The sequence below is a fragment of the Streptomyces sp. HUAS MS02 genome, assembly GCF_055702265.1.
On the sequence record NZ_CM146747.1, the window covers coordinates 3,501,036 to 3,522,152 of the forward strand.

At 72.0% G+C, this 21,117-nt stretch carries 17 protein-coding genes; 5 read left to right on the plus strand and 12 right to left on the minus strand.

Going from position 1 to position 21,117, the window contains the following annotated elements:
- Positions 1 to 306 precede the first annotated feature (306 nt).
- The 6 genes from ACZ9QC_RS14865 to ACZ9QC_RS14890 all read right to left on the minus strand — a co-directional run bounded on the left by ACZ9QC_RS14865 (position 307) and on the right by ACZ9QC_RS14890 (position 8,379).
- Complete coding sequence (locus tag ACZ9QC_RS14865) at positions 307 to 1,560, minus strand: amidohydrolase (RefSeq protein WP_472920575.1); 1,254 nt, start codon at positions 1,558 to 1,560, stop codon at positions 307 to 309.
- Between the two features lie 621 nt (positions 1,561 to 2,181).
- Positions 2,182 to 3,384: a low temperature requirement protein A gene (locus tag ACZ9QC_RS14870; protein ID WP_472920576.1), complete on the minus strand. Its 1,203-nt coding sequence runs from the start codon at positions 3,382 to 3,384 to the stop codon at positions 2,182 to 2,184.
- Between the two features lie 122 nt (positions 3,385 to 3,506).
- Positions 3,507 to 4,613 (minus strand): hypothetical protein, encoded by a 1,107-nt coding sequence (locus ACZ9QC_RS14875; RefSeq protein WP_472920577.1) that lies wholly within the window; start codon positions 4,611 to 4,613, stop codon positions 3,507 to 3,509.
- A 137-nt stretch (positions 4,614 to 4,750) separates the two neighbouring features.
- Positions 4,751 to 5,689 (minus strand): N-acetylneuraminate synthase family protein, encoded by a 939-nt coding sequence (locus ACZ9QC_RS14880; protein WP_472920578.1) that lies wholly within the window; start codon positions 5,687 to 5,689, stop codon positions 4,751 to 4,753.
- A 15-nt stretch (positions 5,690 to 5,704) separates the two neighbouring features.
- The gene (locus tag ACZ9QC_RS14885; RefSeq protein WP_472920579.1) at positions 5,705 to 7,006 is read right to left on the minus strand and encodes a cytidylyltransferase domain-containing protein; all 1,302 of its coding nucleotides are present in this window, start codon (positions 7,004 to 7,006) and stop codon (positions 5,705 to 5,707) included.
- A 44-nt stretch (positions 7,007 to 7,050) separates the two neighbouring features.
- The gene (locus ACZ9QC_RS14890; protein ID WP_472920580.1) at positions 7,051 to 8,379 is read right to left on the minus strand and encodes a DUF6716 putative glycosyltransferase; all 1,329 of its coding nucleotides are present in this window, start codon (positions 8,377 to 8,379) and stop codon (positions 7,051 to 7,053) included.
- Between the two features lie 198 nt (positions 8,380 to 8,577).
- On the opposite strand from ACZ9QC_RS14890, the gene ACZ9QC_RS14895 reads away from it, so the two are divergent.
- From ACZ9QC_RS14895 to ACZ9QC_RS14910, 4 genes are all read left to right on the plus strand, one after another.
- A complete protein-coding gene (locus tag ACZ9QC_RS14895; RefSeq protein WP_472920581.1) occupies positions 8,578 to 9,555 on the plus strand; it encodes a glycosyltransferase family 2 protein in 978 nt (325 codons plus the stop codon).
- The gene (locus ACZ9QC_RS14900) at positions 9,552 to 10,886 is read left to right on the plus strand and encodes an alpha-2,8-polysialyltransferase family protein (RefSeq protein ID WP_472920582.1); all 1,335 of its coding nucleotides are present in this window, start codon (positions 9,552 to 9,554) and stop codon (positions 10,884 to 10,886) included. The genes ACZ9QC_RS14895 and ACZ9QC_RS14900 overlap by 4 nt, the downstream gene beginning before the upstream one ends.
- 8 nt (positions 10,887 to 10,894) lie before the next feature.
- Positions 10,895 to 12,091 (plus strand): acyltransferase family protein, encoded by a 1,197-nt coding sequence (locus ACZ9QC_RS14905; protein ID WP_472920583.1) that lies wholly within the window; start codon positions 10,895 to 10,897, stop codon positions 12,089 to 12,091.
- A 177-nt stretch (positions 12,092 to 12,268) separates the two neighbouring features.
- Complete coding sequence (locus ACZ9QC_RS14910) at positions 12,269 to 13,195, plus strand: class I SAM-dependent methyltransferase (RefSeq protein ID WP_472920584.1); 927 nt, start codon at positions 12,269 to 12,271, stop codon at positions 13,193 to 13,195.
- 37 nt (positions 13,196 to 13,232) lie between these two features.
- Here the strand turns inward: ACZ9QC_RS14910 and leuE are convergent, their stop codons facing one another.
- Entirely contained in the window at positions 13,233 to 13,886 is a 654-nt protein-coding gene (leuE, locus tag ACZ9QC_RS14915; protein WP_472920585.1) for a leucine efflux protein LeuE, read from the minus strand.
- 141 nt (positions 13,887 to 14,027) lie between these two features.
- Positions 14,028 to 15,608: an acyl-CoA mutase large subunit family protein gene (locus ACZ9QC_RS14920; protein WP_472921693.1), complete on the minus strand. Its 1,581-nt coding sequence runs from the start codon at positions 15,606 to 15,608 to the stop codon at positions 14,028 to 14,030.
- Positions 15,609 to 15,831: 223 nt separating this feature from the next.
- Here ACZ9QC_RS14920 and ACZ9QC_RS14925 point away from each other — a divergent pair, with 223 nt between their 5' ends.
- Positions 15,832 to 16,764, plus strand: coding sequence for a L,D-transpeptidase family protein (locus ACZ9QC_RS14925; RefSeq protein ID WP_472920586.1), 933 nt, complete (start codon positions 15,832 to 15,834; stop codon positions 16,762 to 16,764).
- A gap of 335 nt (positions 16,765 to 17,099) precedes the next feature.
- On the opposite strand, the gene ACZ9QC_RS14930 is transcribed toward ACZ9QC_RS14925, so the two are convergent.
- The 4 genes from ACZ9QC_RS14930 to ACZ9QC_RS14945 form a co-directional block, all read right to left on the minus strand.
- Entirely contained in the window at positions 17,100 to 18,413 is a 1,314-nt protein-coding gene (locus tag ACZ9QC_RS14930; RefSeq protein ID WP_472920587.1) for a hypothetical protein, read from the minus strand.
- Positions 18,413 to 19,099, minus strand: a complete 687-nt coding sequence (locus tag ACZ9QC_RS14935; protein ID WP_184904345.1) for an RNA polymerase sigma factor — start codon at positions 19,097 to 19,099, stop codon at positions 18,413 to 18,415. Before ACZ9QC_RS14935 ends, ACZ9QC_RS14930 begins: the two co-directional genes overlap by 1 nt.
- A 384-nt stretch (positions 19,100 to 19,483) precedes the next feature.
- On the minus strand, positions 19,484 to 20,347 hold the full coding sequence (locus ACZ9QC_RS14940; protein WP_472920588.1) for a hypothetical protein: 864 nt from the start codon (positions 20,345 to 20,347) through the stop codon (positions 19,484 to 19,486).
- A gap of 71 nt (positions 20,348 to 20,418) precedes the next feature.
- Positions 20,419 to 21,009, minus strand: a complete 591-nt coding sequence (locus ACZ9QC_RS14945) for an RNA polymerase sigma factor (protein WP_329898688.1) — start codon at positions 21,007 to 21,009, stop codon at positions 20,419 to 20,421.
- Positions 21,010 to 21,117 lie beyond the last annotated feature (108 nt).

Here is a 21,117-nt window from a genome sequence, read left to right on the forward strand (position 1 = left end):
TTCCCCATCTTCTCCAAAGCCCCGCGACCGGGTGCTCAGTTCGGCGCACATTAACGCGCGTAGACCCTCCTGGGAACGGGGTTTCGACTGGCCGTTATCCATTCGTGCCGGTGGCCGTTACGCCCTCGTGAACCAGGGGATCGAAAGGGACGTCTCGGACACGGAGCCTTTCGCGTCCCTCGCTTTCCGTGTACAGGGGGTGACTTCAGCGTCAGAGTGCGCGGTCCGCACGGGGCTCGTACGGACACGCGCACCAGGCTGCCGCGAGGGTGGGCGGGGCGCAAGCCGAGGGCTCGGGCGGGAGGGTTACCGGCCGGCCTCATCGAGGACCCGCATGCGGGCGTCGAGGAGGGCGGCCGCGGTGAAGAGCTCGACGCCCACGGTGATGGCGTGTTCGTCGGCGTCGAAGTCGCCCTGGTGGAGGTCGCGGACGGTGAGGTCGCCCGGACGGCGGACGCCCAGGCGGGCCATGGCACCGGGGACGTGCTCCAGGTACCAGGAGAAGTCCTCGCCGCCGAGGCTCTGCTCGGTGTCCTCGACGGACTTCACGCCGCGGCGGGCCACCATCGAGTCGTGCAGCAGCTCGGTGACGACGGGGTCGTTGACGACCGGCGGGACGCCCCGGATGTAGTTGATCTCGGGCTTGGCGCGGTGCATGACCGCGACCTCCTGGACCGCCTCGTGGATCAGGTCGGGCGCCTGCCGCCAGGCGTTGATGTCCAGGCAGCGGACGGTACCGGAGAGCTCGGCGTGCTGCGGGATGACGTTCGGCGCGTGGCCCGACTCGATGCGGCCCCAGGTCACGACGAGCCCGGCGCGGGCGTCGAAGCGGCGGGCGACCAGCGCGGGCACGTCGGTGACGACCCGGGCGGCGGCGGTGACGAGGTCGGTGGTGAGGTGCGGGCGCGCGGTGTGGCCGCCCGGGCCGTCCAGGGAGAGCTCCAGCCGGTCGCAGGCCGAGGTGATGGGGCCGTGGCGCAGCCCGATGCGGCCCGCGTCGACGCGGGGGTCGCAGTGGACGGCGATGATCCGGCCGACACCTTCGAGCGAGCCGGTCCTGATGACGTCCGCGGCGCCGCCGGGCAGCACCTCCTCGGCGGGCTGGAAGATCAGCCGGACGGGGCGGGGCAGCTCTCCCCTGCGGTGGAGGTCGGCGAGGACGAGGCCGGCGCCGAGGACGACGGTGGTGTGTACGTCGTGGCCGCAGGCGTGGGCGCGGTCCGGGACGGTGGAGCGGTAGTCGCAGTCCACCTTGGTGTCCGGGATCGGGAGGGCGTCGATGTCGGCGCGCAGGGCGAGCGCGGAGTGGTCGGCGCCGCTCCAGTCGCCGATGTCACAGATGAGTCCGGTCCCGGTCTCGAGCACACGCGGCCTGAGCCCTGCCTTCTCCAGGCGGGCCTTGATCGCGGCGGTCGTACGGAACTCCTGGTTGCCGAGCTCCGGGTGCATGTGCAAGTCGCGGCGGAACGCGACGAGTTCGGCACGCAGGGCTTCCGGCAACGTGCCGGGGAGCGACGCTTCGGCTTCCCCTGGCAGATCGGCCTCGGACTCTCGGGACATCAGTTGGTTCACCCTCTGAAGGGTAGGGCGATCGGGCGACCTTCTCACCCTCGATCAACAAAAAATCAGCCCGCGAGGGGAAGACTTTCGGTCGCACAACGCATACGTATGGGCAGGGATGGGTATACCCGGCCGCCTCTTCGCGGGCGGGTGGACCTGGGGGGACCGTGAGGAAGGAGCGCCGGGGTTGCCCGCGAATCTCTTCGTCTAAACGTCCGGGGGTGTCCGGACGATTCCCACACTCCACGGATACCACGTCCGCGCCGCCCCACCGTCCCGGAAGCGTCTCCGCCGCGCGCCGGTTCGGTTACGCCGTGTGTGCGAAGGGTCCTCCGGGAGGCGTCGCAGTCGGGAAGCCGGGAAGCCCGGGAGGGCGGGTGGCCTGCGGTTGCTCGGGGCGGCCAGGGTGCCGGGGCCGTGCGGTGCGATCGGGTGGCTCGGGGCCGGCGGTGGTGACAGGGATCACGGGGGCGGTGGGGGGCGCGGGGACGGGGCGGGAGCGACCCCCTCGCCGCTCGGCCGGTCCTTCCCGCGGCTCGCGGCTCACCGCTCGGCCGGTCCTTCCCGCGTCTCCCGGCTCACCGCTCGGCCGGCCGCCCCTCGCGTCTCCTGGGTCGCCGCTCAGTCGGCGGTGGCCGGCCGGGGCGGGCGGCCGTGCAGGAGGAGTACAGCGGTGATCACGCCGGCCAGGCCGGCGAGGGCCGCCAGGGCCGGGACGAGGGCGACCAGCGGGCCCGCCGCCACGCAGACCACGCCGCCGGCGAGCAGGACGGGGGCGCGGCGGCCGGTGGTGCGCAGGAGGATCGCGGCGGAGGCGAGCAGGAAGAGACCCGCGCCGCCGGCCAGGGCCCAGGCGGGCATGCCGTGCAGGGGCTCGGACAGGCCGTAGTGCTCGGTGTCGGCGACCTGCTGGAGGGTCTTCTTCATACCGAGGGCGGTGATGACCACGCCGGCCACCAGGGGCAGGTGGAGGAAGGTGTAGGTGTCGCGGGCCAGGACCGTGCGGTCGTCGCCGGTCAGCGCGGCGAGGCGGTGTTCGGCCGGTTCGGCGACGCCGTGGAAGTACAGGCGCCACAGGGCGGCGACGGCCAGCAGGCCGAGGGCGGAGGCGGCCACGACGGGGGCGGAGACCGGGGAGCCGGTGACGCCGACACCGACGCCGATCGCGACGATGGACTCGCCCAGCGCGATGATCACGATCAGGCCGTGGCGTTCGGAGAAGTGTGCGGGGGAGGCGAGGCGCCAGCCCGACTTGCCGGTGACGAAGATGCCCGCGTAGTCGATGATCACCGCGGCGAGCCAGATCAGGATCCGGGTGATGCCGTCGAAGGCGGCGCCCACCAGCAGCAGGGTGACGGGCGGGAGCACCGAGAGCAGGGCGGTACGGCGGAGGGTGGCGTGCAGGGCCGCGTCGTCGGGGGCGGAGAGCCAGTAGGTCACCAGGTGCAGGACGCGGACCAAGCCGTAGCAGGCCACGAAGAGCAGGGGCGCGTGGAGGCCGCCCGGGGTGTCGTCGTAGACCTCGGGGACCGTCAGGGAGACGACCAGGACGACCGCCATCACCGCCACCAGGACCGCGAACATGCCGCCGGAGTCGGCGCGGACGACGTTGCCGAGCCAGGCGAAGCAGCACCAGCACCACCACAGGAGGGCGAGGACGACCATGCCGCCCAGCAGGCGCGGGGCGGTGGGGTCGGCGGCCATCAGGGCGGTGACCTGGGTGATGGCGTAGACGAAGACGAGGTCGAAGAAGAGTTCGGCGGGGGTGACCTTGTGGCCGTCCGCCGTGGGTGTCAGCCGGGTGCGTTCGCCGTGTGTCGTCACAACTACAACTCCCCCTTGCGGGGCGGCACTTCACCTTCCCCGGTCTCGCGGCACGATAGGCACGGGGCGACCGGGGAAGCGAGAGCTCCGGATACTCCCGGAGCGAACACGCGAGGTGGAGGTCAGGCCGACGCCACCGACGACAGCCGGTGGACGTCCCTGGCCGTGCCCGTGACGCCGGACAGGAAGCCCTGGGCGCGGGGGGAGGCGTTCTCGGTGAGCCAGCTGGGGTCGATGTCGCAGACGGCGACGCGCACGTCCGTCCCGGCCAGGGCCAGGGGCAGGGTGTGGACGACCGTCGACGGGAAGCTCAGGATCGTCCGGCCGATGGGGCCGCGGCGGGCGATGAGCTCCAGGGGGAGGTCGGGGCGGACGATCTCCAGGCCGGTCTCCGCGCCGAGGGTGTGGAGTTTCTCGGCGCTCTCGCGGCGGTGCGCGAAGTAGCGCGTGGCGCCGTGGGCCTTGGCGAGGGAGCGGACGGCTTCGCGGTAGCGGTCGCCGTCCACCACTCCGGTCTCCACGAGGGAGGTGCCCACGAGGTCGGCGCCCTTGGTGATGCGGGGCGGGCCGAAGCGGGAGCGGGTCCAGGTGAAGGCGTTGGCCGTGACGGAGACGCCCTCGGGGGTCTCGTCGATCGGCATGGAGGAGAAGACCTCGACCCGTCGGCCGGTGGCCGGGGTGAGGCGCTTGCGGGCCTTGGCGGAGACCGGGGCGAAGATCAGGTCGCGGGGGCCGGGGCGGCCGCCCTTGCGGTGCCAGCGCACGAGGCGTTCGCCGCGGGCCAGCTGGGAGACGAACTCCATGGTCGCGGTGCCGTCGTCGACGACGACCACGTCCGGTGCCCGGGTGATGGTCAGCAGGAGCTGGACGTAGCGGGAGAAGGGGTCGCCCAGGACGACGCGGCTCGCGGCGCGCAGCAGCGGGGCGAGGCCGCCGACGGTGCGGAAGGGGGCGGCGGTGCCGCCGCGCGCCTCCTCCCAGCGCACCTCGTGGCCCTCGTCCCGGGCCAGCTCCGCCATCCGGCGCAGCTGGCCCCGGGTCATGGGGTCGTTGGGCGACAGGACCACCAGGGTGAGCCCCGCGCCACCGGAACGGAAGGGCCCCGCGGCGGGGTCCTCCGGGGTGCCGAGGGCGTGGGTGTGCGCCCACTCCAGCACGTTCAGGAGCTGTACCGGGCTCTCGACGAAGGCGAGAGTGCGGGGGCCGGCGGTTCCGGTGCGGGGGCTCATCGACGTATGTCCGTCGCTTCCGGGAGTACGGATGTTGGGGAGCGGGGCGGGGATCGCTTGCCGGTGGTGCCGGGGTGCCGCCGCGGGCCGCCCGTGCCGCACCGACGGCACGACGGCCCGCGGCCACCTGCGGTCGGTCAGACGCCGACCGGCTCGCCCGCCGCCACCGCGATCTCCGCCTCGGCGACGACGCCGGGGACACGGCGCAGCTTCTTCATGGGGCCGAGCTCGGAGTCGTAGACCTTCTTGACGCCGTCACCGAGGGAGGCCTCGATGGTGCGGATGTCGCGGACCAGGCGGGTCAGGCCCTGGGGCTCGACGGAGGCGGCCTGGTCGGAGCCCCACATCGCGCGGTCGAGGGTGATGTGGCGCTCGACGAAGGTGGCGCCGAGGGCGACGGCGGCGAGCGTGGTCTGCAGGCCCGTCTCGTGGCCGGAGTAGCCGATCGGGACGTTCGGGTACTCGGCCTGGAGGGTGTTGATGACGCGGAGGTTGAGCTCCTCGGCCTTGGCCGGGTACGTCGAGGTGGCGTGGCAGAGCAGGATGTTGTCCGAGCCGAGGACCTCGACCGCGTGGCGGATCTGCTTCGGGGTGGACATACCGGTGGAGAGGATGACCGTGCGGCCGGTGGCGCGCAGGGCGCGCAGCAGCTCGTCGTCGGTCAGGGAGGCGGAGGCCACCTTGTGGGCGGGGACGTCGAACTTCTCCAGGAAGGCGACGGCCTCGGTGTCCCACGGGGAGGCGAACCAGTCGATGCCCTTCTCCTTGGAGTACTCGTCGATCTGGCGGTACTCGTCCTCACCGAACTCCACGCGGTGGCGGTAGTCGATGTAGGTCATGCGGCCCCAGGGGGTGTCGCGCTCGATGTCCCACTGGTCGCGGGGGGTGCAGATCTCGGGGGTGCGCTTCTGGAACTTGACGGCGTCGCAGCCGGCCTCGGCGGCGGCGTCGATCAGCTTGAAGGCGTTCTCCAGCTCACCGTTGTGGTTGATGCCGATCTCGCCGACGACGTAGACGGGGTGACCCGGGCCGGCGGTCTTCGAACCGAACGTGCGCAGACGGGAGTTGGTGCTCATGGTGGGACCAGTTCCTTACTTGTCGAGGGGGTCGAGAGAGTCGAGAGAGGGACCGAGGATCCAGCCGGCGATCTCCCGGATCGCGCCTTCACCGCCGGGGACGGTGGTGACCGCGCGTGCGGCGCCGCGTACGACGTCGTGGGCGCTGCCGACCGCCACGGGCCAGCCCACGAGGGCGAAGCACGGGAGGTCGTTGACGTCGTTGCCGACGTAGAGCACGCGCTCCGGCGCGATGCCCTGCTCCTCGCACCACTGCTTCAGTGCGAGGTCTTTGCGGTCGATGCCGTGCAGGACCGGGATCTTGAGCTTCCGGGCCCGTGCGGCGACGACCGGGTTCTGTTCCGTGGACAGGATGAGCATCTTCAGGCCGCTCCTGCGGAGGGCCGCGATGCCGAGTCCGTCGCCGCGGTGCACGGAGACGAACTCCCGTCCGTCGGAGTCGATCAGCACCCGGTCGTCGGTCTGGGTGCCGTCGAAGTCGAGGACTACGGCGTCGATGTCGTCGTAGGCGGGGAGGGCGCCGGGTCGGTTCGCGTCGAAGAGCGGCGCGAGGGCCTGGGCGCGGGCGAGGTCGTGCGGGTCGTCGATCTCCAGGACCCGGGCGGGGTCGGTGCGGACGGGCTCCGTACGGCCGAAGAAGCGGTGCTGGTGCTTGCGCAGCCCGGCCGCGTCCATGGCGTAGGCGGCACCGGTCTCCAGCAGGTCCTGGGGGCGGTCCTGGCGGCGGGGACGGAAGGACTTGTCGTGGTTGACGCCGTAGCCGCCGGCGGTGTCGGCGGACTCCAGGGCCTCGCCGTCCGTACCTCCCAGGTGGGCGGCTCCGGCGGTCGCGGGCTCGTCCGCCGTGTCGCGCCAGATGAAGCCGTGGAACGGGGCGACGGTGAGGGCGGTGTCGGCGCCGTGTTCGACGACGGCGCGGGCCACGCCGTCGATGTCCTCGCGGAGGATGAACGGGCTGGTGCACTGGACGAGGAGGACGACGTCGACCGGAGCGCCGTGGCGGGACTCGTGGGCGTCCAGGGCGTGCAGGACGGCGGCCTCGGAGGTGGCGGTGTCACCGGCGATCGCGGCGGGGCGCAGGACGACCTCGGCGCCGGACTCACGGGCGGCGGCGGCGATGGCGTGGTCGTCGGTGGAGACGACGACGTCCGTCACCAGCTGGGCGGCGAGGCACTCGCGGACCGCGCGGGCCACCAGCGGAACGCCGCCGACGGGGGCGAGGTTCTTCGCGGGGACGCCTTTGGAGCCGCCCCGCGCGGGGATCACGGCGAGGACGCGGCGGGCGGAAGGCGCCTGGCCCGCTTCCGGGTTGAACATGTCGGGAACTCCTTGCGGCTCTTGCGAGGCGGTGGGGCGGCGGTTCACAGCTCCCCCATCCGGCGGATGACGGGCGCCACGCGCTGCACTCCGTGGCGGTAGGCGCCGCGCGCCGCCCGGCGCACGATCTGGCGTACGGGCCCGGCCTGCCGGTCCTCCGCGGGCGCCCCGGGCAGCGGTGCGCCGTCGGGGCCGAGGTGGTGGCGGGCGAGGATGCCGGGGAGGTAGCCGGGCGCGGTGACGGGCGTGTAGTACGGCGCGAGAGGCGGCAGTTCGGGCGCCGCGACCAGCTTCGCGATACGGGTACGGGCCGCGTCGAAGGCGGTGGCGTACGCCCCGTCCGGGACGACCCCCTGCCGGGCCACCCACTCCGGGTCCGGCGTCGGCTCGTACCCGGCGTCCAGCTGGTCCCAGGAGGCGAGGCAGCCGGAGCCCACGAAGTGGTGGTTGCCGAGGGTCTCGCGAATCCCGAGGTCGGTGAGGACGACGGTGGGGATCCGGCGGTGCAGCGACTCCAGGGCCGCCGTGGAGCTGACGGTGACCAGCAGGTCGGTGGTGTCGAGGACCTCGCCCATGTTCCCGTACGCGAGACGGAAGTTGGCCGGCAGACCGCCGGGAAGCTTCTCCGCCAGCTTCTGGTACGGCAGTTCCTCGATGTGCGTGGTGTGCTCGCCCGGCTTGGAGCGCAGCTTCAGCAGCACCTGGCGGTCCGGGTGCAGCCTCGCGTGCCGGACGAGGCGGTTCAGCAGGTACGTGCGGTCCCGGCGGTTGTCCGGCACGGACGGCTGTACGGCGAAGACGACCGTGTAGGGGCCGTCGGGGCCGGCGTACGCCTTGCCGCCCAGGAAGGGCAGCGCGACCTCGGTGACCGAGGAGGCGTCGGCGCCCACGCCCTCGTAGACGGCCCGGAAACGGTCCGCGTCCTGGCGGGAGTTGGCGAGGACGAGGTCCGCGCCGTGCCGCAGCAGCAGACCGTCGGCGAGCTTCTCGTAGACGACACCGACGTAACCGGTGACGACCACGGGCCGCTTCGTCCGGCCGTCCCAGGCCCGGCGCAGGCCGTGCAGTATCGCCTGGACGCCCCCGCCGACGAGGGAGAGCACGATGACGTCGTACGCGTTCTCGCTCGTGTCCTCCTTCATGGCGCGCAGGAATTCGAGGCCGGTCACCTCGCGCAGGGAGTCGGGGCGGACCCCGACCTCCTGGAGCTGGCGGGCGGTGGGGGTGGCCCGGCCGCGCAGGAGGAAGCCGTCGAGGCGGATGTCCGCGTCCACCGGAGCGAGACGGTGCGCGGTGAGCGCGCCCCATTTCCACCGGGTGTCGGAATCCGCGAGTACGGCGACTCGCAGGCTGTTCGTAGCACTTGCTGGCACATCGAAGACGCTAGGAAGCGATTCCGTTGATCGGCCCAACCTGAATGCAACAAAGGGTTAACAGCACGTCGCCGAACGGCGAATCGGGGCGCGAATGGCACCGGAAAGCGTCTGGTTCACGGTTCCGCCACGCGTCGTTCACCTGACATCAAGCGGCTGGTCAAGACGAATGCCGGAGCGCCGCCTAACGTCACGGGGGTGGTCAAGCTCTCCGTCATCGTGCCGTTCTACAACGTGCAGCAATACGCGCCCGACACCCTGAAGAGCCTCGGAGCCAACGCTCGTGAGGACTTCGAATTCATTCTCGTCGACGACTGCTCCCGCGACGAGACACCGGACATTCTCGCGCGCGCGGAGCGCGAGCTGCCGGGGGCGGTGTACGTCAGACACGAGCAGAACGGAGGACTGGCGACCGCGCGCAACACGGGCATCGACAAGGCCCGCGGCGAGTACCTGACGTTCCTCGACGGGGACGACTGGCTCGCCCCCGGTTACTATCCCCAACTGCTGCGCGCGATCGAGGACTTGGGATGTGACTTCGTGCGCACGGACCATGTCCAGTGCACCGCGCGGGCCCGCGCGGTGCACCGGGTGCCCAACGGGCGGCGGGGCGTGGTGATGAACCCGCGCGACGCGATCCTGCCCGCCGACCGGTCCACCTCCGTCGACTACGCGTTCGCCTGGGCGGGCATCTACCACCGCCGGCTGATCGACAAGGGCGTGCTGCACTTCACCCACGGGCTGCGCACGGCCGAGGACCGGCCGTGGATCTGGAAGCTGCACCGGGAGGCCGATTCGTTCGCCACGGTGGGGCTGCTGGGCGTCTTCTACCGGCGCGGTGTGGCTTCCTCGCTGACCCAGATCGGCGACGTACGCCAGCTCGATTTCATTCGCGCATTCGACCAGGTCATCGCGGAAACCGCGAAGGACCGGGACGCGGACAAACTCCTCCCCAAGGCCGTGCGCACCTATTGCGCGATCATCTCCCACCATTTGGGTTCCATCGAAAGGTTCGAGCCGGCGGTGGCACGGAAACTGAAGTCGATGAGCGCGGTCGCGCTGCGCGGAATGCCGCAGGACGTGCTCGACGAGGCCCTCGACTCCATGGACGTCCAGCGCGCCACCCGGCTGCGCCGGCTGCGCCGTCGTCCCGCCGCCACGGGGGTCGCCGCATGACCACGCAGATCTTCATGGCGTCCACCCTGTACGGCGTGGCCACGCTGGCCGCCGCCCTGGACACCGAGTGCTTCCGCCCCGCCTCCCGGCGCATCCTGCTGGTCTCCAACAACGCGGCGACCCCGGAGACGGCCCCCGGCCCGGACGAGATGCCCGGCTTCGAGCGGCTGCGGTCCCGCTTCGACGAGGTGATCTCCTGGAACGAGACCATCTCCCCCTTCCACCCCGGCGGCTGGTCCCCGCGCATGGACGACGTACCGCTGTGGGAGCGGCATCTGCGGCTGCTGTGGAACCTGGGTGACGACGACGTCGAACTGGCCGTGGAGTCCATCCAGGTCCACCCCGCGCTCGGCTTCACGCAGATCTTCACCGGCGCGCCGGTGACCGTGTACGCCGACGGGCTGATGAGCTACGGCCCCACCCGCAACAAGATCGACCCGCTGGTCGGCACCCGCATCGACCGTCTGCTCCACCTGGACCTGGTGCCGGGTCTCGAACCCCTGCTGCTCACCGAGTTCGGGGTCGGGGCGGAGATCGTGCCGACGGACGCCTTCGTGAAGGTGCTGGCCGAACTCGTGGACACGGGCGACGAGTTGCCCGCGATCGAGGAGCCGGCGCTGCTGCTCGGCCAGTACCTCTCCGCGCTCGGCATCCTGACCGCCGAGGAGGAGGAGGACCTCCACGTACGGATGCTGAGAGGTGCCGTCGCGCTCGGGCACTCCAAGGTCGTGTTCAAGCCGCACCCCAGTGCCCCGGCCCGCTGGTCGCGCGGTCTGGAGAAGGAGGCGGAGCGGCTCGGCGCCGACCTGACCGTGCTGGACACGCCGGTCCTCGCCGAGGTGCTCTACCAGCGGATGCGTCCGGCCCTGGTCGTCGGCTGCTTCTCGACGGCCCTGCTGACGGCCTCCGCGCTGTACGGGCTGCCGGTGGCCCGCGTCGGCACGGGCGCGCTGCTGGACCGGCTCGCCCCGTACGAGAACAGCAACCGGGTGCCCGTCACGATCGTGGACGCGCTGCTGCCGGAGCTGGGGGACGCGGCGGCCGTCGCCTCGCAGCGGCCGGGCACGGCGGTGTCCGACCTCAACAGCCTGGTCCGGGCGGTGGGGTTCGCGATGCAGTCGAAGATCTATCCGTCGCTGCGGGCGGAGACCGAGGCGTATCTGACGCGGCATCTGAGCACGCACACGCTGCGGTACTTCAAGCGGCGGCGGTTGACCTCGCTGGGGCTGCCCGGTGGGATTCCGGTGCAGCTCGCGTTCATTCCGCGTAACGCGACGGTGCGGAGGGTCGCCCGGCGGGCTCGGTCGCTCAAGCGGGCGACTCTGGGGTGAGTTCCGCGGTGCCTTCTTTGACCGAGGTTGATGATCGGGTCGAGTCCCGGGTGCGGGTTGGTGGGGGCTCGTCGCGCCCCGCGGCCGAGCCGCACACCGATGCAGCCCCGCGCCCCCATCGGGGCGCGGCAGCGGGCGTCGGTCGAGCAGCGCCCCGGCTCTACGCCCTCGACGGGCTGCGGCTGATAGCCGCTCTCGCCGTCGCCGCCTATCACTACGGCGGGCGGGACGGGGAGATCGGGAAGGCCTGGGGGGCCTCGCCCGCCGTGCAGTTCCCCACCGCCCACAGCTGGCTCGCCTACGGCTGGGCCGGGGTGCAGGCCTTCTTCGTGATCAGCGGGTTCGTGATCTGCGCCAGCGGCTGGGGCCGTTCGGTACAGGCGTTCCTCGCCTCCCGGGCGGCCCGGCTGCTGCCGGCGTACTGGGCGGCGGTGATCCTGGTGGCTGCGGTGTTCGCGCTGCCGGGGATCGCCTTCGCGCGGGTGTCGGTCAGCGAGTTCCTGGTGAACCTCACGATGCTGCAGATGCCGCTCGGCGCGGACCGCGTCCTCGGCGTGTGCTGGACGCTGTGGGCGGAGGTCCGTTTCTACGTCCTGTTCGCGCTGTGCGTGGTGCTGCCCGGGGTGACCCGCAGACGGGTGATCTGGTTCTGCGGAGGCTGGACCCTGGCCTCGGTGCTCGCGCACGGGGCGAAGGAGCCGCTGCTGGACATGGTCCTGATGCCGGAGTACGCGTCCCTGTTCATCGGGGGCATGGGCCTCTATCTGGTGTACCGCGACCGCCGGGACACCGCCGCCTGGCTGATCGTGGTCTTCAGTCTGCTGCTGAGCCAGTACCAGACGGTCGAGGCGATGTGGCACGCCCCGAACGCCGACTACTTCTCCTACCGCTCCCAGCTCGGCATCATCGTCGCCGTCACCGTCGGCTTCGTGGCTGTGGGTGCCGTGGCGCTGGGCCTGCTGAACCGCGTCGACTGGCCCTGGCTGACCACCGCGGGAGCCCTGACGTACCCCTTCTACCTGGTGCACGAGCACCTGGGCTGGCCGGTGGTGCGGGCGCTGCACCAGGAGCTGGGTGTTCCGTCGGCACTGACCGTCGCGCTCACCGTGGCGCTGATGCTGGCGCTCGCCTGGCTGCTGCACCGGTGGGTCGAACGTCCGTTGCAGCCGCTGCTGCGGACGTCGCTCGGTGGACGCCGGCGCTGAACGGTCCCGGAACCTGGAATTGGCCCACTGTTCATGCGACGCGAGGATTCGAAAACCCCTTCGCGGAGAGGCTCCGCAGCATCCTTGACCGGGCCAAAGGCATCTCATAGGTTCCTGGCCCGTTCGCCTGTTCGCCTCGTCGACGCAAGAAGGTCTTCCGTCCTCATGACCTCTGAAATGACCTCTGAACACGGCACGATCCGACTCCCCCGTGAACTCGATGACGTCCCCGGCTGGTTCCCGGTGCTCGACCAGCTGCTCTTCGACTGGTTCCTGAACCGGCAGGAGGCGGCGGGCGAGAGGGGCGACCTCCTGGAGGTCGGCGTCTACATGGGCAAGAGCGCCATCTTCCTCGGCCGCCATCTTCAGGACGGCGAGGCGTACACGGTCTGCGACCTCTTCGAGAGCGACGCACCGGACGACGCCAACGCGGCGGAGGCCACCAAGTCGTACCGCAGCACGCTCACCCGCCGGGCCTTCGAGGCGAACTACCTCTCCTTCCACGACGAGCTGCCGCGGGTGCTGCAGGGGCCCAGCTCGGTCGTCCCCGGCGAGGTCAAGCCGCGCTCCTGCCGTTTCGTGCACATCGACGCCTCGCACCTGTACGAGCACGTCGAGGCCGACATCACCGCCGCCCGGGACATCCTTCTGCCCGGTGGCCTGGTCGTCCTCGACGACTTCCGCTCGGAGCACACACCGGGCGTCTCCATCGCCGCGTGGGAGGCCGTCCTCAACCGGGGCCTCAACCCCGTCTGTCTCAGCACGCAGAAGCTGTACGGCACCTGGGACGACCCCGAGCCCCTCCAGGAGGCGCTGCTCGCCATGGTCGCGGACCGGGACGACTGCCACCTAAGCAACCAGCAGGCCGCCGGTCACCGCATCCTGCGCCTGAAGTCCAAGGGCATGAAGGCCCCGGCCTTCCCGAAGTCCCGCCACTGGACCGAGCCCGCGCCGCCGGCACCCGCCCCGGCGGCGCCCGCACCCCAGCCCCCGGCCCGCCGCCCGTCCCGGAGCCCCGCCCGGAAGCTGGCCGCGGACCTGCTGCCGCCGGTGGTGACGAGGGCGATCAGGAAGGCGCGCGCGGCGAACCGACCGGGGAGGTGAGCCGGGGCGGGGAGAGGCGCGGAGGGGCGCGGAGAGGCTAGGCGCTGCTCGCCAGGGACAGCTTGACCGCGAAGCCCAGGAACAGGGCACCCGCCGCCGAGGTCGCCCCCGCCGACAGTCTCTTCCGGCGGCGGAACGTGGCGGCCAGCCTGGTGCCGCTGAATATCAGCGCGCTCAGGTAGAGGAAGCTGGCGAGCTGGGCGAAGGCGCCGAGGACCACGAAGGAGAGCGCCGGGTAGGCATAGCCCGGGTCCACGAACTGCACGAAGAAGGCGACGAAGAAGAGGATCGCCTTCGGGTTCAGCAGACTGATCACCAGGGCCCGGCGGAACGGCCGCTCGCCCTCCGCGACCTCCTCGCCCGGCCCCTCCACGACCCGCTCGCGGCGGCTGCGCCACATCGCCCACGCGGCCCGCAGCATCCCGATCGCCAGCCACGACAGATAGCCTGCGCCCGCGTACTTCACGATCCCGAACAGCACGGCGTTGGCCTGCAGCAGCGAGGCCACCCCCGCCGCCGACAAGGTCATCAGCACGGTGTCGCCGACCCATACGCCGGCGGCGGCCCGGTACCCGGTCCGTATCCCGCGCCGGGCGGCCACGGACAGCACGTAGAGGGAGTTGGGGCCGGGCAGCAGCACGATCAGGACGAGGCCCGCCAGATAGGTGGGGAGGTCGATGACACCGAACATGAGAAGGAGTGTCGCACGGGGGTCCGACATCCCGATATGCCCGTCCGAAGCCTGACGAAATGCCAGACGAGAGCCGGACGAAAGGGCCGTCGGAAGGCGGCCGCGGTCGATCGCGATCGGCCACGGCTCACGCACGAGCGGTCAGAAAGCGTCGCTGGGGATGTACGTGCCCCACACCTCACGGAGGGCGTTGCACACCTCGCCCACCGTCGCGCGGGCCTTGAGGGCCTCGCGCATCGGGTAGAGGACGTTGTCCGTGCCCTCGGCGGCCTTCTTCAGGGCGGTCAGGGCCGTGTCGACCGCCTGCTGGTCGCGTCGCGCGCGGAGCCCGGCCAGCCGCTCCGCCTGCTGGGCCTCGATCGCCGGGTCCACCCGCAGCGGCTCGTACGGCTCCTCCTCGTCCAGCTGGAAACGGTTGACGCCCACCACGACCCGTTCCCCGGAGTCGGTCTCCTGCGCGATGCGGTACGCGCTGCGCTCGATCTCGCCCTTCTGGAAGCCGTGCTCGATGGCCGCGACGGCACCGCCCAGGTCCTCGACCTTCCGCATCAGCTCGACGGCCGCCGCCTCCACGTCGTCGGTCATCTTCTCCATGACGTACGAACCGGCGAACGGGTCGACCGTCGCCGTCACGTCCGTCTCGTAGGCCAGCACCTGCTGCGTACGCAGCGCCAGACGGGCGCTCTTGTCGGTCGGCAGGGCGATCGCCTCGTCGAAGGAGTTGGTGTGCAGCGACTGGGTGCCGCCCAGCACGGCCGCCAGCCCCTGCACCGCGACCCGCACCAGGTTCACCTCGGGCTGCTGCGCGGTCAGCTGCACCCCGGCCGTCTGCGTGTGGAAACGCAGCATCAGCGACTTGGGGTTCTTCGCGCCGAACTCCTCACGCATCACCCGGGCCCAGATCCGGCGCGCCGCACGGAACTTGGCGACCTCCTCCAGGATCGTCGTCCGGGCGACGAAGAAGAACGACAGCCGGGGCGCGAAGTCGTCCACGTCCATGCCCGCCGCGACCGCCGTGCGCACGTACTCGATCCCGTCGGCCAGGGTGAACGCGATCTCCTGCGCCGGCGAGGCACCCGCCTCGGCCATGTGGTAGCCGGAGATCGAGATCGTGTTCCACTTCGGGATCTCGGCCTTGCAGTACTGGAAGATGTCGGCGATCAGCCGCAGCGAGGGCTTGGGCGGGAAGATGTACGTCCCGCGCGCGATGTACTCCTTCAGCACGTCGTTCTGGATCGTGCCCGTCAGCCTGTCCGCCGGTACGCCCTGCTCCTCGCCGACCAGCTGGTACATCAGCAGCAGCAGCGCGGCCGGCGCGTTGATCGTCATCGACGTCGAGACCTTGTCCAGCGGGATGCCGTCGAACAGCACCCGCATGTCCTCGACGGAGTCGATCGCCACCCCCACCTTGCCGACCTCGCCGTGGGCGATCGGGGCGTCGGAGTCATGGCCCATCTGGGTGGGCAGGTCGAACGCGACCGACAACCCCATCGTGCCGTTGGCGATCAGCTGCTGGTAGCGGGCGTTGGACTCCACGGCCGTACCGAAGCCCGCGTACTGACGCATCGTCCACGGACGACCCGTGTACATCGACGGATACACACCCCGCGTGAACGGGTACGCGCCCGGCTCCCCCAGCCGTTCCGCCGGATCCCAGCCCTCCAGCACCTCCGGCCCGTACACCGGCTCGATCGGCAGCCCGGACTCCGACTCGCGCGCCATGATGTGTGCCTCCGTCTTGCTCGTCGCTTCGGACGCTCGCTTGTTACTCATCAGTACAACGGCTTTGGCGTCGGACTGTAGCGGCGACCGTTGGTCCGGTGGAGTGCCCCTGGCTGGGACCTTGCTCACAACCATGCCCGTTTGTTCGCGACGGCTCACGTCCGGGCAACCTGTCCGGGAAGAACGACCGGACGCGGCCGATCATGAGACGACGGGGACCCCGATGCGTACCAAGGACATGCGGAGATCGGTGGCCGCGATCGCGGCACTCGCCATGGCCGGCGCCTGCACGGCCCAGGGGATCGAGGTGCACGGCGGCCAGCGCCAGCCCGTGCGCGTCGACGGGAGCGCCACGCCGAACGGCACTCCGAAGCAGGACGAGGGCGACAGGGTCGGCGGCGGGGACCAGGCCGCGGGCGGGAGCGGAAACGGAAGCGGAGGAAGCGGGAACGACGGCAAGGGGGCGCCCGAGAAGGCCCCGACGACCGCGCCGCCCTCCCCCACACCGACCCCCGCACCCCCCGCCCGGGTTCTCTGGTCCCAGGGCGACGAGGGCCTCGACGTACGCGAGTTGCAGGCCCGGCTGCGGCAGGTCGCCTGGCTCTTCGCGGGGCCCACGGGGACGTACGACGACCTGACGGTCCAGGCGGTCAAGGGCTTCCAGGGCAAGCGGGGGCTGCCGCGGACCGGGAAGACGGACAGCGTGACGTGGGCGCGGCTGCTGAACATGACACGGGAGCCCGGCAAGTGGGAGCTGTACGCCTACGGCGGGCAGCCGGCCGCGTCACCCGATCCGCGCTGCATGACGGGCCGGGTGCTGTGCATCAGCAAGACGAGCCGCACGCTGCGCTGGATGGTGGACGGCAGGACGCTGACGACGGTCGAGGTGCGGTTCGGCTCGGAGTACACCCCGACCCGGGAGGGCCTCTTCAGCGTCTACTTCAAGTCCCGCGACCACTGGTCGACCCTGTACGACACCCCGATGCCGTACGCGATGTTCTTCAGCGGCGGCCAGGCCGTCCACTACTCCTCCGACTTCTCGGCCCGTGGGTACTACGGGGCCTCGCACGGCTGCGTCAACGTCCGGGACAAGGCGGCGATCGCGCGGCTGTTCGACCAGGTCAGGAACGGCGACAAGGTCGTCGTGTACTGGTGACGGATGACGCGTGACTGGTGACGCGTGACTGGTGACGGAAGATTTCGTGACGTGCGTCACATGACGCATAGCGGGAGGGCGCCGGGCGCGTCAGGGGGAGTACGGGGTCACGGGGGACCACGGGGGAAATACGGGGGTTATGAGGCGCGGGCGGGACCGGGGGAACGTGTCCCGCCCGCGCCGAGGTGCACGAGCCGTAGGTACGGGGGGAACCCCGGCTCAGTGCGACGGCCGATGACCAGTCGGCTCACTCATTACTGCGCCGGGACCGCCAAAAGTGTTACCCGTTCCGCGAAAGAATTCGTGACGGATGCGAAAGCGCAGGTCAGGATGGGTCAGGAGGGGGTGATGCGGGCGGCGACGTCGGTCCGCGCCGCCGAGGCGAGCTGACTGCGGTGGCCGTTGCCCCCGTTGCCCTTGCCGCTCTTGTTCCCCTTGCCGCCGTTGCCGCCCTTGCCGTAGCCATGGCCCTGGCCGCCGTTGCCGTGGCCCTTGCCGTGCCCGGGGCGGTTCTTGCCCTTGCCGTCGCCGTGTCCGCCGCGGTGGGAGTCGTCGTCCTCGTCGGAGTCGCCGCCGGACCGCGGGCTGCCGTCACCGCCGCCGGACGAGCCGGTGGAGTCACCGGAGTCCGCCGTACCGGACCCGCTCCCGGTGCCCTGGCCCGTCCCGGTGCCCCCACCCGGCCGCTTCTTCGTGCCGGGGTAGTCGGAGCCGCCGGCCAGGACGCCCTCGCAGTACCGCTTCAGCTGCCCCTTGCCCTTGCCGCCCGCCGCGTCCTCCAGGCCACGCCGGCGGTCGGTCCCCAGCTCCTTGCCGTCGCGGACGTCACGGCAGGCGGAAAGGACCTTGTTCCACCATTCCTGGCCGGGGGTGTCGTTCTTCCCGGAGTCCCGGGTCCGCCCGTCCTCGTCGGTGCCGTCGGAGCCGTCACCGGAGGGGGCGTCGCCCCGCGCGGAGCCGTCCGGGGTCATCTCGGGTTTCGTGTCGCCCCACGCCCCCCGTCGGTCGTCTCCGTCCTGCGCGTTCGGTGACGGCGACGGCGACAGCAGCGGCCGGTCCGGCGACTGGCCGGCGGAGACGGTGGCGGAGGGTTCCGGTTCGCCGTCGCGGAACGCGGTCAGTGCCCCGCCGCCGACCGCCACCGCGACCCCGCCGAGCATCCCGGCGGCCACGGCCGCGACCAGCCCGAACCGCACCGGCCGGCCCCAGCGGGCACGGTGTCCATCGCCCCCTGTCGGGTGCCCGGGGCGTCCCAGGCGGACGAGTCCCGCGTCGGCGGCGGGCGCGGCGGCGGTGTGTGTACGACCGCCACTGCCACGGCCGGGCTCCACGGCCCGCCCGTCGTCGGACGAGAGGGCGGAGCGGGCGGAGGCGGAGGTGGCAGAGGCCGAGGCGGAGGTGGCGGAGGAGGTCGCATCGGACGTACGGGCTGTTCGCGCGCTGCGGAAGGCGGCCAACGCCGCTTCCTCGCCGGGGAGTTCGGGACTCCGCGGGGACACCGGAGCGAGATCGGCGGTCAGTGAGCCGAGCGCCTCGGCGAGCCGGGCGGCACGGTCACGGGTGTCGGCGTCGACGGCTTCGAGGGGCTCCCCACGCAGCAGCCGCTCCGCGGCGTCGCGGTTGAGCCACCTGTACTGCTCGTCGGCCATCACACATCCTTCTGCGTCCGCCAACGCGTATGCGTCACACCGGCGGACGAAGCCGCGCGTGCGCGCGGCCCTCTCGGTGGGGGTACGGCGTCCAGCGGATCGCCGGACTCCGGGTCGGCCTCGCCGGCCGTCTCCGGATTCTCCCCGATCAGTTCGGCGAGCCGCTTCAGACCCCGGTGCGCGGCCGTTCGTACGGCTCCCGCGCGCTTGCCCAGGGTCTCGGCCGCGGTCTTCGCGTCGAGTCCGACGACGACCCGCAGGACCACCGCCTCCGCCTGGTCCTGCGGCAGCTGGGCGATGAGCGAGAGCGTGCGGCCGGTGGCCAGGGCCTCCATCGCCTCGCCGGCCGTGTCGGACTCGGCGGCCCTGCCGGTCAGCTCGGTCTCGTCGCCGCCTATCGCGGGCCTGCGCCCCCGCATGCGTATGTGGTCGAGGGCCCGGTTGCGGGCGATCCGCGCGGCCCAGCCACGGAACCGGTCGGCGTCACCGCTGAAGCGCTCCAGGTCACGGGCTATCTGGAGCCAGGACTCGGAGGTGACGTCCTCCGCGTCCGGATCGCCGACCAGCGTCCGCACGTACCCGAGCAGCCGTGGGTGCACCGAGCGGTACACAGTCCGGAACGCGGTCTCGTCCCCGTCCTGTGCCGCAAGCACCGCGGCGGTCAGCTCCGCGTCGTCCCCCAGCACCCGCGCGCGCCCCTCTTTGCGCTTCGACCGAGCCGCTCTCGCGGACCGGGTCCTCGCTGTCGTGGTCGTGGTCGTCAATGAATCGTGCGGTGCCGGGCCGTCGATGGTTGTGGTGGTCTTCCGCCATCCACGATCCGGCGCGAATGGCACGTTACGGCCTGAAACCGCTGGGCGTCCATGTCCGTAGAACATGCAACTAACTCGTGATGCAGCTAGGTGTGACAGAAAACGTGGACGCGGCGCTGTAGGTAGTACGGGTCGCCGCGCGGCCCGTGCCGCGCGACGGTCGGGGCCTCTCCTGTGGGGGGTGGCGGCCCCGACCGTTGCCATCGGCGGAGTGGCCGGGTGTCTTGCGAGTACGGGGGTCTTGCGAGCACGCCGGCCTCACTTCGTTTTCCGCGCCTCCTGAGGCGTTTCCGGGGCGGCCTCCTGCCGCGACTCCGGGGCGGTCCTCCGGGGCGACTGCGGCGCGGTCTGCTCGCGCGACTCCGATGCGGTCTCCTCACGCGACTCCGGCGCGGCCTGCGCCTTCGGTCCGGTCGGCCCGTTCGCCTCGCCGGGCCGGGGGGACCCCCGCCGGCTGTCGGCGCCGACATCTCCGCCGCCGTTACCGGAACCATTGCCCGAACCATTGCCGGTGCCGGTGCCCGTGCCGTCGCCTGTGCGATCGCCGCCCGAAGACGTCTCCCGCGCGCCCTTGCCGTCGTCCTGCCGGTCGGCCCGTCGGTCGGCCTCGTCCGGGCTCCGGGACGCGCCGTCCTGGTCGGCCGTGGCGGAGGGGTCCGGGGCCGGAGGAGCCGTACGCGGGACGTCCGCGGGACCGGGCCAGGTCGGGGCGCCGTCGGCGGTACGGTCGGGCCGCTCCCGGTTCTCGTAGCTGCCGTGCTCCCGGTCGGCGCCCTTGTCGCCGCGCGCGGCCGAGCCGATCGCCGCGAAGGCGACCCCGCCAAGGGTGAGGCTGGCCAGCAGGACGGCCAGGGTGGTGCGGATGGAGAGCTGGACGCGGCGCCGCGCGTTGGGCCGCCAGTCGTCGCGCCGCCGGGTGCGTGCGGGGCGGCCCCCGCTCTCCCGCGCGGCCCGGAAGGCGGCCACGGCCCGTGCCTCCCCCGCACTGTCGGCCGGCGCGCCGGCGCGCACGGCGGCGGCGAGGAGCGAATCGACGGAGGGGGTGTCCCGGGGCTCCGGGGACGGAGGGGCGGAGGCAGCGGAGGTACCGTCCCGCTCTCCGTTGTCAGGCCGGTCGCTCATGTCCGGCTCCGTCCTGCCCGACGGCATCTCGCGCCCTTCCCTCTCGCCGTGCGTCCCTACGTCGCTGTCGGTCATCTCGACTCCCCCAGCGTCCGGGGGCCGTCATCCGTCACACCCTCGCTCCGCAGGAGCTGGGCGAGACGCTTCAGGCCCCGGTGGGTGGCGGTACGGACCGCGCCGGGGCGCTTGCCGAGGACACGGGCGGCGGCGGGGCCGTCGAGGCCGACGACCACGCGCAGCAGCACGGCCTCGGCCTGGTCACGCGGCAGCCGGGCGACCAGCGCGAGGGCCTGTTCGGTGGAGAGGCTCTCCAGCGCCTGGTCCTGGGTGCTGTGCGCGCCGGGCAGTTCCAGCAGGTCGTTCTCCAGCGCCGTCGCCCGGGGTCTGACCCGCTGGCGCCTCAGATGGTCCAGGGCCCGGTGCCGGGCGATGGTCGCGCTCCAGCCGCGGAAGCCCGCGCCGTCGCCCTTGAACCGCCCGAGGTCCCGCGCGATCTCCAGCCAGGCGTCCGAGGCGACGTCCTCCGCGTCGTCCCCGACGATGCCGCGCAGATACCCCAGCAGCCCCGGCTGCACGAGCCGGTACGCCACCGCGAACGCGGCCTCGTCCCCGGCCTGGGCCCGCGCGACGGCCGCGCCCAGCTCCCCGTCGTAGGCCTGCACGCGCCGCGGTTCCCCTCCCTGGCCCCGAACTGTCGGGACAGTGCCAAGTCAGTGCCGGGATCGCCTTCCCGGGGCCGTCCCGGCCGACGCCCAGCCCCCACGCTGATC

Coding starts and splice junctions, on each gene's coding strand:
- ACZ9QC_RS14865 (WP_472920575.1), bottom strand. CDS start 1,560: ATGTCCCGAGAGTCCGAGGCCGATCTGCCAGGGGAAGCCGAAGCGTCG.
- ACZ9QC_RS14875 (WP_472920577.1), bottom strand. CDS start 4,613: ATGAGCCCCCGCACCGGAACCGCCGGCCCCCGCACTCTCGCCTTCGTC.
- ACZ9QC_RS14880 (WP_472920578.1), bottom strand. CDS start 5,689: ATGAGCACCAACTCCCGTCTGCGCACGTTCGGTTCGAAGACCGCCGGC.
- ACZ9QC_RS14885 (WP_472920579.1), bottom strand. CDS start 7,006: ATGTTCAACCCGGAAGCGGGCCAGGCGCCTTCCGCCCGCCGCGTCCTC.
- ACZ9QC_RS14900 (WP_472920582.1), top strand. CDS start 9,552: ATGACCACGCAGATCTTCATGGCGTCCACCCTGTACGGCGTGGCCACG.
- ACZ9QC_RS14910 (WP_472920584.1), top strand. CDS start 12,269: ATGACCTCTGAACACGGCACGATCCGACTCCCCCGTGAACTCGATGAC.
- leuE (WP_472920585.1), bottom strand. CDS start 13,886: ATGTTCGGTGTCATCGACCTCCCCACCTATCTGGCGGGCCTCGTCCTG.
- ACZ9QC_RS14920 (WP_472921693.1), bottom strand. CDS start 15,608: ATGGCGCGCGAGTCGGAGTCCGGGCTGCCGATCGAGCCGGTGTACGGG.
- ACZ9QC_RS14925 (WP_472920586.1), top strand. CDS start 15,832: ATGCGTACCAAGGACATGCGGAGATCGGTGGCCGCGATCGCGGCACTC.
- ACZ9QC_RS14930 (WP_472920587.1), bottom strand. CDS start 18,413: ATGGCCGACGAGCAGTACAGGTGGCTCAACCGCGACGCCGCGGAGCGG.
- ACZ9QC_RS14940 (WP_472920588.1), bottom strand. CDS start 20,347: ATGAGCGACCGGCCTGACAACGGAGAGCGGGACGGTACCTCCGCTGCC.